This is a genomic window from Mycolicibacterium chlorophenolicum (genome assembly GCF_001044235.1).
Lineage (GTDB): Bacteria > Actinomycetota > Actinomycetes > Mycobacteriales > Mycobacteriaceae > Mycobacterium > Mycobacterium chlorophenolicum.
Genome location: NZ_JYNL01000020.1, coordinates 285,657 through 301,073, shown reverse-complemented (window position 1 = coordinate 301,073; position 15,417 = coordinate 285,657). Strand labels below are relative to the sequence as shown.

At 70.9% G+C, this 15,417-nt stretch carries 14 protein-coding genes; 9 read left to right on the top strand and 5 right to left on the bottom strand.

What is annotated here, in order from left to right:
- Positions 1-13: 13 nt before the first annotated feature.
- Entirely contained in the window at positions 14-1,006 is a 993-nt protein-coding gene (locus tag MCHLDSM_RS09415; protein ID WP_407661854.1) for an Acg family FMN-binding oxidoreductase, read from the top strand.
- Positions 1,007-1,020: 14 nt separating this feature from the next.
- On the opposite strand, the gene dosR is transcribed toward MCHLDSM_RS09415, so the two are convergent.
- The 3 genes from dosR to MCHLDSM_RS09400 are packed head-to-tail and all read right to left on the bottom strand — an operon-like array spanning position 1,021 to position 3,516.
- The gene (gene dosR, locus MCHLDSM_RS09410) at positions 1,021-1,671 is read right to left on the bottom strand and encodes a hypoxia response regulator transcription factor DosR/DevR (protein ID WP_048421018.1); all 651 of its coding nucleotides are present in this window, start codon (positions 1,669-1,671) and stop codon (positions 1,021-1,023) included.
- A 31-nt stretch (positions 1,672-1,702) separates the two neighbouring features.
- Positions 1,703-2,527 (bottom strand): universal stress protein, encoded by an 825-nt coding sequence (locus MCHLDSM_RS09405; RefSeq protein ID WP_048469827.1) that lies wholly within the window; start codon positions 2,525-2,527, stop codon positions 1,703-1,705.
- Entirely contained in the window at positions 2,524-3,516 is a 993-nt protein-coding gene (locus MCHLDSM_RS09400; protein WP_048469826.1) for an Acg family FMN-binding oxidoreductase, read from the bottom strand. Before MCHLDSM_RS09400 ends, MCHLDSM_RS09405 begins: the two co-directional genes overlap by 4 nt.
- 3,634 nt (positions 3,517-7,150) lie before the next feature.
- On the opposite strand from MCHLDSM_RS09400, the gene MCHLDSM_RS37140 reads away from it, so the two are divergent.
- Positions 7,151-7,786 carry a hypothetical protein gene (locus MCHLDSM_RS37140; protein WP_131722618.1) on the top strand — a complete coding sequence of 212 codons (636 nt, stop codon included), beginning with the start codon at positions 7,151-7,153 and terminating at the stop codon, positions 7,784-7,786.
- Positions 7,787-7,833: 47 nt separating this feature from the next.
- Here MCHLDSM_RS37140 and MCHLDSM_RS09390 read toward each other — a convergent pair whose 3' ends face one another.
- The gene (locus tag MCHLDSM_RS09390; protein ID WP_082162258.1) at positions 7,834-8,553 is read right to left on the bottom strand and encodes a GAF and ANTAR domain-containing protein; all 720 of its coding nucleotides are present in this window, start codon (positions 8,551-8,553) and stop codon (positions 7,834-7,836) included.
- Positions 8,554-8,663: 110 nt separating this feature from the next.
- Positions 8,664-9,161, bottom strand: coding sequence for a DUF1990 domain-containing protein (locus MCHLDSM_RS09385; RefSeq protein ID WP_048469825.1), 498 nt, complete (start codon positions 9,159-9,161; stop codon positions 8,664-8,666).
- A gap of 37 nt (positions 9,162-9,198) precedes the next feature.
- Between MCHLDSM_RS09385 and MCHLDSM_RS09380 the strand changes: the two genes are divergently transcribed.
- The 7 genes from MCHLDSM_RS09380 to MCHLDSM_RS09350 all read left to right on the top strand — a co-directional run bounded on the left by MCHLDSM_RS09380 (position 9,199) and on the right by MCHLDSM_RS09350 (position 15,410).
- Positions 9,199-10,050 (top strand): aldo/keto reductase, encoded by an 852-nt coding sequence (locus tag MCHLDSM_RS09380; RefSeq protein WP_082168804.1) that lies wholly within the window; start codon positions 9,199-9,201, stop codon positions 10,048-10,050.
- A gap of 21 nt (positions 10,051-10,071) precedes the next feature.
- The gene (locus tag MCHLDSM_RS09375) at positions 10,072-10,701 is read left to right on the top strand and encodes a PaaI family thioesterase (protein WP_048469824.1); all 630 of its coding nucleotides are present in this window, start codon (positions 10,072-10,074) and stop codon (positions 10,699-10,701) included.
- The gene (locus MCHLDSM_RS09370) at positions 10,698-11,126 is read left to right on the top strand and encodes a TIGR02611 family protein (protein WP_048469823.1); all 429 of its coding nucleotides are present in this window, start codon (positions 10,698-10,700) and stop codon (positions 11,124-11,126) included. Before MCHLDSM_RS09375 ends, MCHLDSM_RS09370 begins: the two co-directional genes overlap by 4 nt.
- Before the next feature lie 76 nt (positions 11,127-11,202).
- Complete coding sequence (gene thrS, locus MCHLDSM_RS09365) at positions 11,203-13,266, top strand: threonine--tRNA ligase (protein WP_048469822.1); 2,064 nt, start codon at positions 11,203-11,205, stop codon at positions 13,264-13,266.
- 1 nt (position 13,267) lies between these two features.
- On the top strand, positions 13,268-13,816 hold the full coding sequence (locus MCHLDSM_RS09360) for an ATP adenylyltransferase (RefSeq protein ID WP_048469821.1): 549 nt from the start codon (positions 13,268-13,270) through the stop codon (positions 13,814-13,816).
- A complete protein-coding gene (gene pgsA, locus MCHLDSM_RS09355; RefSeq protein ID WP_048469820.1) occupies positions 13,813-14,484 on the top strand; it encodes a phosphatidylinositol phosphate synthase in 672 nt (223 codons plus the stop codon). Before MCHLDSM_RS09360 ends, pgsA begins: the two co-directional genes overlap by 4 nt.
- Positions 14,481-15,410, top strand: coding sequence for a phosphatidylinositol mannoside acyltransferase (locus tag MCHLDSM_RS09350; protein ID WP_048469819.1), 930 nt, complete (start codon positions 14,481-14,483; stop codon positions 15,408-15,410). The genes pgsA and MCHLDSM_RS09350 overlap by 4 nt, the downstream gene beginning before the upstream one ends.
- Positions 15,411-15,417 lie beyond the last annotated feature (7 nt).

The window sequence follows — 15,417 nt, the reverse complement described above, 5'->3', positions numbered from 1 at the left end:
CGAGAGGGTGACAGTGATGACGGAGCTTCCGGACACCGAAACGCTGCGGTCCGCGCTGTCGCTGGCGACGCGTGCGCCGTCGGTGCACAACTCGCAGCCGTGGCGGTGGCGTGTCGGCGAGGAGACCCTGCACCTCTATGCCGATCCGAGCCTGCAGTTGCCGCACACCGACCCCGACGGCCGCGACCTGATGCTCAGTTGCGGGGCGGCGCTCAACCACTGTGTCGTCGCGCTGGCGGCGCTCGGCTGGCAGGCCAAGGTGACGCGCTTTCCCAATCCGGCCGATCCCGATCACCTGGCGGCGCTGACGCTCTACAGCTATCCGGCGGCCGAGCTCGATGTCGCGTTGGCCGCGGCGATACCGCGCCGGCGCACCGACAGGCGGCACTACAGCTCCTGGCCGGTGCCGCGGGGCGACGTCGTGTTGATGGGGGCCAGGGCCGCGCGCGCGGGAATCGTGCTGCGGCGCATCGCCGATCTCGACGGGCTCGCCGGTCTCGCCGGCGAGGCGGCGCGCGTCCACGAATCTGATGAGGAGTACCTCGCCGAATTGGCCCGGTGGAGTGGACGATACGCGGCGACGAGCGGCGTACCGGCCCGCAGTCTGCCCGGCCCCGACGGGGTGGCGCGCGTTCCCGCGCGGCACTTTGCCGTCGGCGTGCTCACCCAGCCGCTGCACACCGATCCGGCCGATGAGCACGCCGTGATCCTCGCGCTGGGCACCCGCGACGACGACGCGATGGCGTGGTTACGGGCGGGGGAGGCGACCAGCCTGGTGCTGTTGACGGCGACCGCGCTGGGGCTGGCGAGCTGCCCGATCACCGAGCCGCTGGAGGTGGCGCGGACCCGGGAGGCGTTGCGGGAGGACGTGTTCGGGACGGACGCGCATCCGCAGATGCTGCTGCGCGTGGGGTGGGCACCGATCAATGCCGACCCGCTGCCCTCGACGCCGCGCCGCGACCTGTCCGATGTGGTTGCCTACCTGGACGATTCGCCGCTGGAGTGAGCGGCGGGGTCGGCTCAGGCCGAGCCGGGCCGCTTGCGCCGCTCGAGCTTGGAGATGAAGACGGCGGCCTGGGTGCGGCGCTCCATGCCGAGCTTGGCCAGCAGCCGCGACACGTAGTTCTTGACGGTCTTCTCGGCGAGGAACATCCGGGCCGCGATCTGTTTGTTGGTCAGGCCCTCACCGAGCAGGTCGAGCAGGACCCGTTCCTGTTCGGTGAGCTCGGACAGCGGATCGCTGGGCTGTCCGTCGCCGCGCAGCTTGGCCATCAGCGCCGCCGCGGCCCGGTTGTCCAGCAGGGAGCGTCCGGACCCGACATCTTTGATCGCCCGTGCCAGCTCCATGCCCTTGATGTCCTTGACGACGTAGCCGCTGGCGCCGGCCAGGATCGCGTCGAGCATGGCCTCGTCGGAGGTGAACGACGTCAGCATCAGACAGCGCAGATCGGGCAACCGGGACAGCAGGTCACGGCACAACTCGATCCCGTTGCCGTCGGGTAGCCGGACGTCGAGCACCGCGACGTCTGGTTGCAGGGCCGGGATGCGGGCCAGGGCTTCGGACACCGACCCCGCCTCGCCGATCACGTCGAGTTCCGGGTCGGCGCTGAGCAGATCGACCAGACCGCGCCGCACCACCTCGTGGTCGTCGACCAGGAAAACCTTCACCATGCCGTCATCCCCTGTCCGATCGGGCACTCGTTCACAGTGCGCTGTGCGGTCCGCAGACCAGGATCGAGCAGTCGGTGTCGCGCAGCGCGGCGTTGCCCCGCGCTCCGACCAAAGCCCCCAGTCCGCCCGGACGCGTACGTCCCGTGACCACCAGTTGGATTGCGCCGGCGTTGGCGGCCAGGTAGTCGAGTGCGTCGCCGTGCCTGCTCACCGACGAGATGTCCAGTTGCGGGAAGCGGCGCCGGGATTCGTCGAGCCGACGCTCCCAATGCGCCTGGACGTCGGCGAAGGTGTGGGTGGGCGCGAGCACCCGCACCGGCGCGTGCCGGCGCTGCGCTTCCTCCAGGCCGCGATGCAGAACGGCGTTGCCCGCGGCGTTGTCGTCGACCTCGATGACCACGGCGCGGTCGCGGTTGGCATGGGGCCGGTGAGCGCGGACGATGGCCACCGGGCAGTGCGCCGACTTCGACAGTGCGGCGGCGGTGGAGCCGATGCGGCCGTTGGTGGCGTGTCGCAGGCCGCGCGCGCCGACGCACAGCATGACCGCGGTGCGGGCGGCCTCCAACAGCGCCTCCACCGGCCGGCCCTGCAAGATCTCCACTTCCATCTTGACCGGCCGCTCGGTCGATTCGACCGCCGTCAGGACGTATCGGACGGCCACTTCCGCGGTGGCCAGGCGGCGTGCCTGATCCTGCGGGTCGACCGTGTCGGAGTCCGGGCTGTCGATCACATAGACAAGCCGCAGCGGGACATCGCGGTCGATCGCTTCGTCGATCGCCCACAGCGCGGCGTCGACCGCCGCCGGCGATCCGTCGATCCCCACCACCACGCATGGTGCGGGAGCGCTCTCCATCATGTTGACCCCCTGCGTATTTCGACGACGTCACGAATGTGCCGGCGCGGTGTCGGTGGGGGCGCGGCCTCCAGTGCCGGCGCCAGCCCGACTCTGATCAGTACCTGGGGGATCGCGTCGCCGTCGATCAGCGATGCGACGACGTCCCGCCCCGAGGGCAATTCGGTGAGGTGGGTCAGCGTGCAGGTGGCGTAGCCGGCGATCGTCGCCTCCAGCAACACTCGGGAAAGTGCCTCGCCGCACCGGAGAACGCTCTCCGGTGAATCGTCGGCACTGGAGATCACCAGGATCCGGGATCGGTCCTCGCCGATCTCGACACGACGCTCCGGGTGTCTGATGACCGGGAAGGTCCGCCCGACATCGACGCGGTCACTTTCGGGTGCGGAGATCAGTGCGCTGAGCGGAATTCCGTCATCGGACACCAATTGCTCTGTCCACCAGAAGAGTTCGTCGTGGTAGTCGCCGTCGTGAAGTCGCGCCGTGTCGGTGAGGTAGGAGGCTTCGGCCAAGGCCGACCGCAGCTCCTCGGCCACCAGGTCGAAGCTGACCGTGCCGCCATGGTCGTCGGCGATCACCGCGTCGAGGAGGTTCTCGACCTCGGACGGTTCGGCCAGGGGGAGGCGATCGGTGCGCCGCGCGAGGATCGCGTCGGCGAGACGCCTCTGGTCCTCGGAGATCGAGGCGGACGGGGTGAATTCGACGGTGGCCAGATGTAGCGGATCGTCGGCGTCGGGAAAGCGCCGCACCGTGGTGTCCCATCCGGCGGCAGCCATCGCGACGCGGAAGTGGTGCAGGGCTGCGCCGCAGCTGATCACCGCTTGACGGCCGCTGCTGTCCGCGGACCGCGCGCGGCGGGAGGGATCGGCGAACAACTCCACGCTGTGGTCGGTCAGCACCCAGCGCCATGGCTGCGTGTTGTGCAGAGACGGTGCCCGACAGGCCACCTGCAGCGCATCGACGATCAGTTCGGACCTGATCTGCGTCGTGGGCATCTCACCTCCACCTCAGTCTCCTCCCACAGTGCGCGGCGGGCCGGGCCGCAAACAGGGCCAATGGTCCTTGAACCGTGTGACGAGTGCCGTCAGACGAACGTCTGCCTGCAGCGTGGACCCCGCCATCGAACGTGTTGTCAGACAATCGATTCGGGCGGTCCACCCGGCTGGGGTGGCAGTATCCGGCATTTCGACCCCTCGGACGTCTGACGCCGGTCAGCAACGTTGGGGTGGGACGGGTGACCCGTGGTGCGGGGCCCCGCTCCGGGTGGCGCCCGGCGCGGCGGGGGAGCGGTGGGCGAGGCAGACGGGATCGCGAGGTCCTCGCGCGCCGGCAGGGTGACCGCCTCCGTGCGGCGGGTTTGCGGTGCCTGCGGCGGCCCTGGCCGGATAGCGAAACGGCTCGTGTCCGCCGCGAAGGCGTGGCGGCGAAGACGCCATGCGCGACTGGCAGAACCGTCGGACGGCGAATCGGAGTTTCCCCAGCTCACGGGGTTGCGTCCACAACGGGAACGCTTCTCCTTGGCAACGGTTGGGTAACGCCGGATTTGTCGCGTCGGCGATTTCGCAAATTGTCGGTTCAGTAAGCCCAGCAGGTGATCGAAATTCGCAGAACGACGCAAAAGGACTGGGAGCGCATGTCACGGACCAAGAAGGGCATCGTCGTTGTCATGATGGGCAGCGCGGGGATGTTCTTGACCGCCCCGGTGTTGAGTCCGTTGGCCGCCGCCGATCCCACCCGGGGCGGCGTCCCGTGCGTGGGCATCCTGCAGCAAATCGCGACGCACCCCGCCGACATTCCGCAGGCGTTGCACGAAGCCGCCAACTCGTTCACGGCCGGTCCCGGCCAGCCCACCCCGCCGGTGGTGGTGCCGCCGGCCAGTTCGTCGTCGGCCGGACTGCCGCCCGTGCCCCCGCGCCCACCCGCGTCGGTGTCCACGTCGTCGTCGGGCGTGACGCCGCCCGTCCCCGGCACGCCGGGTGTCCCCGTGGCGAGTTCGGCTGGGGCGCCCACGCCGCCGCTGCCGCCCCAGCCGCCGTCGGCCGTCGTGACGCCCGCCGCGGGTGCGACACCTCCGGCACCCCCGGTGCCGGGGGTGCCCGCGGTGACCTCCACTGGCGGTGGTACGCCGCCCCTGCCTCCGGTTCCGGGCGCGCCGGTCGGCACGCCCGTCGTCAATGCCGGCCCTCCGGCACCGCCCGTCCCGGGTGCTCCCGTCATCGGTGACGCGGGCGCGGCGCTGCCACCGGTCCCGGGTGTTCCGGGTGCGCCGGTGGGTGTTCCGGCCGGGGCTGCGACGCCTCCGGCCCCCGGTGTTCCCGGTCTGCCGGTGGGTGTTCCGGCCGGCGCTGCGACGCCTCCGGCCCCGGGTGTTCCGGGTGCGCCGGTCATCGGCGACGCCGGGGCCGTTGCGCCCGTTGGACTTCCGGCGCCTGGCGCTCCTGTCGAGGCTGCAGCTGGCGCGGCCGCTCCGGGCGGGGGCGTACCGGGTGCGCCGCTCGCTGCCGCCGGCGGCGAGGCGGCGCCACCGGCGCCGGGTCTTCCGGGTGCGCCTGTCGTCGGCGAGGCGGGTGCCGTGCCTCCCGCAGGTGTCCCCGCGCCGGGTGCTCCGATCGCCGCCGCTGCCGGTGACGCGACGCCGCCGGCCCCGGGTCTTCCCGGTGCCCCCGTCGCGGGGCAGTCGGGTGTGGTGACGCCGCCGGCGCCGGGTGTGCCTGCGACGCCGGTGGGTTCGTCGGTGGAGGGTGCGACGCCGCCGGCGCCGGGNGTCGCGGGGCAGTCGGGTGTGGTGACGCCGCCGGCGCCGGGTGTGCCTGCGACGCCGGTGGGTTCGTCGGTGGAGGGTGCGACGCCGCCGGCGCCGGGTGTGCCGGGTGCTCCGGTCGCGGGGGAGTCGGGTGTGGTGACGCCTCCGGTTCCGGGTGTTCCTGCGACGCCGGTGGGTTCGTCGGTGGAGGGTGCGACGCCGGCGCCGGGTGTGCCGGGTGCTCCGGTCGCGGGGGAGTCGGGTGTGGTGACGCCGCCGGCGCCGGGTGTGCCTGCGACGCCGGTGGGTTCGTCGGTGGAGGGTGCGACGCCGCCGGCGCCGGGAGCTCCGGGTGNGAGTCGGGTGTGGTGACGCCGCCGGCGCCGGGTGTGCCTGCGACGCCGGTGGGTTCGTCGGTGGAGGGTGCGACGCCGCCGGCGCCGGGAGCTCCGGGTGCTCCGGTGGAGGGTTCCTCGGGTGTGGTGACGCCGCCGGCGCCGCCCGCGCCTGCGACGCCGATCGCTAATTCAGTCGAAACCTTCTCTCCGCCTGCGCCGCCCGCTCCCGCGACGCCGTCGGCCGGAAGTGTCGAGACGTTCTCACCGCCGGCTCCGCCGGCGCCTGCGACGCCTGCTGGTTCGTCGGTGGAGGTGGTGACGCCGCCGGCTCCGGGTGTTCCGGGTGTGCCGGTGCAGGGTTCGTCGAGTGTGGTGACGCCTCCGGTTCCGGGTGTTCCTGCGACGCCTGCTGGTTCGTCGGTGGAGGTGGTGACGCCGCCGGCTCCGGGTGTTCCGGGTGTGCCGGTGCAGGGTTCGTCGAGTGTGGTGACGCCTCCGGTTCCGGGTGTTCCTGCGACGCCTGCTGGTTCGTCGGTCGAGGTGGCGACGCCGCCGGCCCCGGGCGTGCCGGGTGTTCCGGTGGTGAACGAGGGCGGCCTGGTGACGCCTCCTGCTCCGGGTGTTCCGGGTGCTCCGGTGGTTACTGAGGCTGGGCTGCCGACGCCTCCTGCTCCGGGTGCGCCGGGTGCTCCGGTTGTCGGTGATGCTGGTGTCGTAACGCCTCCTGCTCCGGGTGTTCCGGGTGCTCCGGTCGTTACTGAGGCTGGGCTGCCTACGCCTCCGGCTCCGGGTGCCCCGGGTGCTCCGGTCGTGGGTGACGCCGGTGTCGTGACACCTCCGGCCCCCGGTGTCCCGGGCGCTCCGGTGGTCACTGAAGCCGGGCTGCCTACGCCTCCTGCTCCCGGTGCCCCGGGTGCTCCTGTTGCCGGTCAGGGCGGCCTGGTGACGCCCCCTGCTCCGGGTGCTCCGGGCGCTCCGGTGGTCGGTGAGGCCGGCCTGACGACACCCCCGGCGCCGGGCATGCCGGGTGCGCCCATCGTCGGCGACGCCGGCGCAGCCGTGCCGGGTGGCGCCCCCGGGGCAGGTGCCCCGGTCGCCGCTGCCGCAGGTTCTGCCGGACCGGGCGTCGGTGGAGGCGCCCCGGTCGAAGCCGCGGCCGCAGTCGCGGGCCCCCCAGGTGCCACGCCCGGGATTCCCGGTGCCCCCGTGTTCGGCGAAGCCGGCGTGGTGACTCCTCCGGCGCCGCCGGTTCCAGGTGGGGCTGCGGCGGTTCCCGCGGGTGTGGTGACGCCTCCGGCGCCGCCGGTTCCGGGTGGGGCTGCGGCGGTTCCCGCGGGTGTGGTGACGCCTCCGGCGCCGCCGGTTCCGGGTGGGGCTGTGACGGTTCCTGCCGGGGCTGCGACCCCGCCGGCGCCGCCGGTTCCGGGTGGGGCTGTGACGGTTCCTGCCGGGGCTGCGACCCCGCCGGCGCCGCCGGTTCCGGGTGGGAACGTGACTGTTCCTGCCGGGGCTGCGACCCCGCCGACGCCGCCGGTTCCGGGTGGGAACGTGACTGTTCCTGCCGGGGCTGCGACCCCGCCGACGCCGCCGGTTCCCGGTGGCAGCGTGACGGTTCCCGCCGGGGCCGCGACGCCCCCCACCCCGGGCACACCGGGAGTGCCGGTCGCAGCCAACGTCCCCGGGAATGTGCCGGGCACACCGCCGACCCCGCCGTCCTCGGTCGGCGTCAACACCGGTGTTCCGTCCTCGCCGATCCCGGGAACCCCCGGCAACTCGATGACGGTCGCCGATCTGCTGACCCCGCCCGGCGTGCTGCGGACCGTGCAGGACAGCGCGTCGTCGGTGATCGGCCTGCTACCGCCGCCGCCTGCACCGGCGCCGGGCGTGCCCGGAGCCGTCTCGGTGAGCGGTCCGGGGATCCCGGATGCGGTGACCCCGCTGCTGGCGACGGGGGTGTCCAACCTGATCTCGCCCTCGCCGCTGAACCTGCCGTCCATCCCCGGTCTTCCGGTGCCGCTGCCCAACGAGATCCCGGTGCCGTCCGACCTGCTCTGTGTCGGAACGGATTGGTCTGCGACGCAAGGCGATTCGGCCCGGGGTCCGGTGAACGCCGACGTGCCTCGCGCGCCGGTCAGCGGAGCCGCCCCGGCAGGCGACCGCCGCGACCGGTGGGACGGGCAGTAATCAAGTGCGGGGGTGGCCTGGCTGAGTCAGTCGCTCAGCCAGGCCGCTCACGCGTCCTGTCGGCCGTTCTCTGACTGCGCACCGGCCACCAGGTCGGTGGCCACCTGGATCAGCGGCACGTTGGAATCCTGGGACAGCTTGCGCAACACCTCGAACGCCTGGACCGCGTCGACGCGGTAGCGCTCCATGATCATGCCCTTGGCCTGGCCGATCATGTCGCGGCTCGACAGCGCTCGCTGGAACTGTTCTTCGCGGCGCGCCGAGTTCCACGCCACCGACGAGTGTGCGGCGAAGATCAGGCCCATGGTTCGCGACTCGGGGGTGAACACGTCGGGCTGCTCGGAGTAGACGTTCAGCGCGCCCAGCGTCTCGCCGGCGATGAACAGCTGGAACGCCATGATGGACCGGATCGGCGTCTCCGCGAGCGCGTCGCGACGGTAGTTCGGAAACCGGGTCTCGGTCTCCAGATTCGCCACGTGGATCGTCTTCTCTTCCCATGCCGCGGTCAGGCACGGCCCCTCGCGGTAGCGCTGCTGGATCTTGTCGAGCAACACCGGCCAGTGCGACGTCGCCGCCGGGGTCTCGATGTTGCGGGCATTCCGCGTCAACGTGATGCCTGCGTGCTGCGCGCCCGGAATCTCCACCGCGGCGTTCTCGGCCAGTTCGGCGATCACCGTTTCGGCGTCGGTATCAGGTCTGTTGTGCAGCCCCTGCACGAGCTCGGCGACCCGCAGATGGGTCGCCTCCAGGTCGGGCTGATCGTTCACCGCCACCGTCCATACTTCTTGCGTCAATTTGGGTCTTCAATCTACCGCTGACCACCGTGGATCACCCGGGCATGGCGATGTCACTTCCGTGACCCCGCCTGACCGGCCGTTCAGAGGGCCCGCAGGTAGCGTCCCGCGATCAGCCGTTGCATCACTCCGGTCACCGGCGCGCCGAGCCGGCTCCACCACGTCGCCGGCTGGGAGAAGGCGGCGACCTCGGCGACGACGTCGCCGGTGGCGGGCTCGTAACGCACGAGAAACAGTTCCTCGCCGCGCACCGCGTGGCCGGGCAGGGTGCCGTAGGCGAATCCGCGGCGGTCGGGTTCGTCGACGACGTAGACCACCCGGCACGGGGCGGGCACCGGGCCCAGGTGGCCCAGCACTTCGGTGCCGACCTCGGCCGAGGTCGTCGTCGCCTCGACCCGCACCCCGGCTCCGCGCAGCATCCCGAAGCGCATGCCGTCTTCGGCTGCCTGCTCGAAACGCGCGCGGCCACGGCCGATCACCGAGGTCCTGCGCAGGAAGCGGTAGCCCGGCGGCGGCGAGCCGGCGGTCGCACCCACGTCGGCGTAGGTCAGCGGCCGGCCGCTCAGGTCGCTCAGCTTCACCCCGTCAGCTTCGCATCGCGGGCGTACCGTCGGTGCGGTGACCTCCGCGACCATCACTGTGGGCAATGATCTGACCGTCAACCGGCTCGGCTTCGGCGCGATGCGCCTGACCGGCAAGGGCGTGTGGGGGCCGCCGGCCGATCGCGACGAATGTCTGCGGGTGCTGCGCCGCGCCGTGGAGCTCGGAGTGAACTTCATCGACACCGCGAACTCGTACGGGCCCTACGTTTCGGAGGAGCTGATCCGCGAGGCGCTGCACCCCTACGACGGTGTCGTGGTCGCGACCAAGGCGGGACTGCTGCGCACCGGTCCCGACCAGTGGCCGGTGCTCGGCTACCCGGCCTACCTGCGTCAGGAGTGCGAGATGAGCCTGCGCCGCCTCGGCGTGGACACCATCGACCTGTTCCAGCTGCACCGCATCGACGACAAGTTTCCCGCCGAAGACCAGGTCGGTGAGCTGCTCGCGCTGCAGCAGGAGGGCAAGATCCGTCACATCGGACTCTCGGAAGTCGACGCCGACCAGCTCGAGGCCGCCCGCGCGGTCGCGCCGATCGTGTCGGTGCAGAACATGTACAACCTGACAGTGCGTTCCGCCGAGCCGGTGCTGGAGGCGTGCGAGGCCCAGGGCATCGCGTTCATCCCGTGGTTCCCGCTGGCGGCGGGCCCGCTGGCCGCCGCTGACGGCCCGCTGCAGCGCATCGCCGCCGATCACGGCGCCACCCCGTCGCAGCTGGCGCTCGCGTGGCTGCTCAAGCGCTCGCCGGTGATGCTGCCGATTCCCGGCACGTCGAAGGTCGCTCACCTCGAGGAGAACGTCGCCGCCGGGCAGATCGAGTTGAGTGACGCCGAATTCGACACGTTGAGCAACGCCGGGGCAACCCAGAGCTGAGTCAACCAATACGGTGAGCGGGTGAGCGCCAACGACTCCGTCGACACCCACGTAGGCGGCGGGTTCAATCCGCCGCGCCCCACCACCCGTGGCGGGCCGGACTACGGGCGTTTCATCGAGGCGGTGCGCTCCCTGCAAGATCATGCACGCGGCGCCGACGCGCCCGACGACGTCATCACCGAGGCCGCCGCGCTGATCGAGAAGGTGTCCGAACTGCTAGCGCCGTACGACGCCGACGAATGGTCGTCACCGTCCGGACGGCGGATGGACCTGCCCAACCGGGGCAACATCCTGCAGGTGCCGGTGGATCTGCACGTCACCGACGACGAGCGCATCCGCGGCACGGCCCGCTTCCGCCGCTATCACCTCGGCCGTAACGGTGCCGCGCACGGCGGGACGATCGCGCATCTGTTCGACTCCCTGCTCGGCTTCACGGCCTTCAAACTCAGCCGCAGCAGAGCCCAGCGCACGGCGTTCCTGCACGTCGACTACCGCAGGATCGTGCCGGTCGAACGGCAGCTGCAGGTCGAAGCAGGTATCGACGAGATCGTCGACCGGAAGATCTTCGTGTCGGGACGCCTGCTCGACGGCGACGACGTCCTCGCCGAGGCGCACTCATTGTTCGTCAAGCTCAAGCCGGGTCAGCCGTGAGCGACGGGCGCCGCAGCGCGCTCACCCGTCGGTGGGGCCGGTGGCGTGACCGGTTGCGGGACCGGCCGGCCGCCGACCTCGCCTACCGCGTCGGCGTCGGTGTCGTGGGGACCCTGATCTTCGCCGTCGGGATCGTCGCCATCCCGTATCCCGGCCCCGGCTGGGCGATCGTGTTCGTCGGGCTGGGCATCCTGGCCACCGAGTTCGACTGGGCCCGCCGGCTGCTTGCCTGGGTGCGGGAGCGCTACGACAAGGTCATGGACTGGTTCAAGCGCCAGGGGCTGTGGGTGCAGATCCTGGGGGCGGTGTTCACCGTCGCCGTCGTGGTCGGCACGCTGTGGCTGCTCGGAGCGCTCAACCTCGCCGCCCGGCTGGTCGGCCTCGAGCAGCCCTGGCTGCAAAGCCCCATTGGTATCGGGTCGTGAGGCCCGGCCCCGATAGCATGGTCGCGGTCAGAACCCGACCCGCCCCGAAACACCCCGACCGTTTGGAGAACCCGTCATGAGCGCGCCCGCCCGCCCCGCCCCAGCAGCCCCGATCCGGGTCGCTGCCGGGACGACCGCAGGGCAGGCGGTTCGCGACGCCGGGCTGCCCTCCCGCGGCGCGCCCGACGCCGTCGTCGTGGTCCGCGACGCCGACGGACGGCTGCGCGACCTCTCGTGGGTGCCCGACGCCGACGTCGAGGTGGAGCCCGTCGCGGCCGACACCGATGACGGCCGCAGCGTGATCCGTCACTCCGCCGCGCACGTGCTCGCCCAGGCGGTGCAGGGGCTGTTCCCGGACGCGAAGCTCGGTATCGGTCCGCCCATCACCGACGGCTTCTACTACGACTTCGACGTCGCCGAGCCGTTCACGCCCGAAGACCTCGAGGCACTCGAGAAGCGGATGCGCCAGATCGTCAAGGAAGGCCAGCTGTTCTCCCGACGGGTGTACGCCTCCAAGGAGGAGGCCCGCGAGGAATTGGCAGCTGAGCCGTACAAGCTCGAGCTGATCGACGACAAGTCCGGTGATCCTGACGTGATGGAGGTCGGGGGCGACGAGCTCACCGCCTACGACAACCTCAATCCCCGTACGCGCGAACGGGAGTGGGGCGATCTGTGCCGCGGCCCGCACATTCCGACGACGCGGTACATCCCTGCGTTCAAGTTGACCCGCAGCTCGGCGGCGTACTGGCGTGGCGATCAGGAGAACGCCAGCCTGCAACGCATCTACGGCACCGCCTGGGAGTCCCAGGAGGCGCTCGACCGCCACCTCGAACTGCTCGAGGAAGCCCAGCGCCGCGACCACCGCAAGCTGGGTGTCGAGCTCGACCTGTTCAGCTTCCCCGACGAAATCGGTTCCGGCCTGCCGGTGTTCCACCCCAAGGGCGGCATCGTGCGCCGCGAGCTCGAGGACTATTCGCGGCGCAAGCACATCGAGGCGGGCTACGAGTTCGTCAACACCCCGCACATCACCAAGGCGCAGCTGTTCCACACCTCCGGTCACCTCGACTGGTACGCCGACGGCATGTTCCCGCCGATGCACATCGACGCGGAGTTCAACGAGGACGGTTCGGTGCGCAAGCCCGGCCAGGACTACTACCTCAAGCCGATGAACTGCCCGATGCACTGCCTGATCTACCGGGCCCGTGGCCGCTCCTACCGCGAACTTCCGTTGCGCGCGTTCGAGTTCGGCGCGGTGTACCGCTACGAGAAGTCCGGTGTGGTGCACGGTCTGACCCGGGTGCGCGGTCTGACGATGGACGACGCCCACATCTTCTGCACCCGCGACCAGATGCGTGACGAGCTGACCTCGCTGCTGCAGTTCATCCTGGAACTGCTGGGCGATTACGGCCTCGAGGACTTCTACCTGGAGCTGTCGACGAAGGATCCGAAGAAGTTCGTCGGCTCCGACGAGATCTGGACCGAGGCCACCAACACGCTGGCCGAGGTGGCGGCGGCGTCGGGTCTCGAACTGGTGCCCGATCCGGGCGGGGCGGCGTTCTACGGGCCGAAGATCTCCGTCCAGGCCCGGGATGCGCTGGGCCGCAGCTGGCAGATGTCGACGATCCAGCTGGACTTCAATTTCCCGGAGCGCTTCGACCTCGAGTACACCGCCGCCGACGGCAGCCGGCAGCGGCCGGTGATGATCCACCGCGCGCTGTTCGGGTCGATCGAACGGTTCTTCGGCATCCTGACCGAGCACTACGCGGGTGCGTTCCCGGCATGGCTGGCGCCGGTCCAGGTGGTCGGCATCCCCGTCGCCGACGACCACGTCGACTACCTGCGGGACGTGGTGGCCGCGCTGCGCACGCACGGCATCCGCGCCGAGGTGGATGCCAGCGACGACCGGATGGCGAAGAAGATCGTCAACCAGACCAACCAGAAGGTGCCGTTCATGCTGCTCGCGGGAGACCGTGATGTCGAAGCGGGCGCGGTGAGCTTCCGGTTTGGAGACCGCACGCAGATCAACGGGGTTCCGCGCGACGCGGCGGTGCAGACGATCGTGGACTGGGTGCGACGGCGCGAAAACGCCGCGCCGACAGCGGATCTCGTGGCCGTTGATGCCCGAGTAGGCGAGGGGTGACGTGGAGCCCGACGACACGATCGTAGACCGTGGGGTCGGCGAGCCGGACCACCTGCAGCGGCTGTGGACGCCACACCGCATGACCTACATCGTCGATGCCGTCAAGCCCGGGTCGGCCGCGTCGTCCGAACCGTTCACCGACATCCCCAACATGTCGGACGAGGACGGTCTGGTGGTGGCGCGCGGGGAACTGGTGTACGCGGTGCTCAACCTGTATCCGTACAACCCCGGGCATCTGATGGTGGTGCCCTACCGCCGGGTGGCCGAGCTGGAGAACCTCACCGAGGCCGAGAGCGCCGAGCTGATGGCGTTCACACAGAAGGCCATTCGGGTGATGAAGGCGGTGTCGCGGCCGCACGGGTTCAACGTCGGGCTCAACCTGGGCACCTCGGCGGGGGGCTCGCTGTCGGAGCACCTGCACATGCACGTCGTGCCCCGGTGGGGCGGTGACGCCAACTTCATCACCGTCATCGGGGACTCCAAGGTCATCCCGCAGTTGTTGCGCGACACCCGTCAGTTGCTGGCCCGCGAATGGGACAAGCAGTCGTGAGCGATTTCTACCTGATGACGCGGGCGGCGTACGCGAAGCTGTCGCGTCCCGCGGCCAAAGGCGCGCTGCGGCTGGGTCTGACGCCCGACAGTGTGACGATCCTGGGCACCGCCGGTTCGGTGCTGGGCGCGCTGACGCTGTTCCCGATGGGGCAGCTGTGGTGGGGTGCGTTCACGGTGTTCGTCTTCGTGCTCGCCGACATGCTCGACGGTGCGATGGCGCGCGAACGCGGCGGCGGTACCCGCTTCGGCGCGGTGCTCGACGCCACCTGCGACCGCATCAGCGACGGCGCGATCTTCTGCGGTCTGCTGTGGTGGGCGGCGTTCGGGCTGCACAGCACCTCGCTGGTGGTCGCGACGATGATCTGCCTGGTGTCCTCGCAGGTCATCTCCTACATCAAGGCGAGGGCCGAGGCCAGCGGCCTGTCCGGCGACGGTGGGCTGATCGAGCGGCCCGAGCGGCTGGTGATCGTCCTGGTCGGCGCGGGTCTGTCGGGCCTGTGGTTCCTGCCGATGCCGTGGCTGCTGCCGGTGGCCATGTGGGTGCTCGCCGTGACCAGCGTGTTGACGGTCGGTCAGCGGCTGCACAGCGTGCGCGTGTCGACCGGTGCGATGGACCCGATCCCGCCCGCCGCGCCCGTCGAGAAACCCGAGACCACCGAGCAATGATCTCGTTCGGCGAGCATCTCAGCGACTGGGGCTACGCGACGGGCTGGCGCCTGGTCCGCGCGGCCCCGGAGATCGTGGCGCGCAACGCCTTTGCCGCCGGAGCCTGGTACGCCGCGCGCGACGGCGGGCCCGACCAGCTGCGCCGCAACCTGGCCCGGGTGATCGGTACGACGCCGGCCGAGGTGCCCGACGACTTGATGCGCGCTTCGCTGGCCTCCTACGCCCGGTACTGGCGGGAGGCGTTCCGGCTGCCGTCCATGGATCACGACGAGTTGGGCCGCCGGCTCGACGTGATCGACATCGGCATGGCGTTCACAGCGCTGGAGAAGGGCAACGGGGCCATCCTGGCGCTGCCGCACAGCGGCAACTGGGACATGGCCGGGGTGTGGCTCGCGCAGAACTTCGGCACGTTCGCGACCGTGGCCGAGCGGCTCAAGCCCGAGTCGCTCTACAACCGGTTCCTGGCCTACCGCGAGAGCCTCGGCTTCACGGTGGTGCCGTCGTCGGGCGGTGAGCGTCCGCCGTTCGATGTGCTGTGCGATTGGCTGGGGGACAACGGCATCGTGTGCCTGATGGCGGATCGGGATCTGAGCCGCCGCGGGGTGCAGGTCGACTTCTTCGGGGAGCCGACCCGGTTGCCTGCGGGTCCGGCGAAGCTGGCCCTGGCGACCGGGGCGGCCCTGTTCCCGGCGCACTGCTGGTTCGACGGCGACGGCTGGGGGACCAAGGTGTATTCGGAGATCGACACCTCCTCGGGCGACGTCACCGCGATCACCCAGGCGCTGGCCGACCGCTTCGCCGACAACATCGCCACCTATCCCGAGGACTGGCACATGATGCAGCCGCAGTGGGTGGCCGACCTGTCCGACGAGCGCCGGGCCCGGCTGACCGACGGGCTGGAACCCTCTGACCCCGGGTCCGGGTGAGGACCGG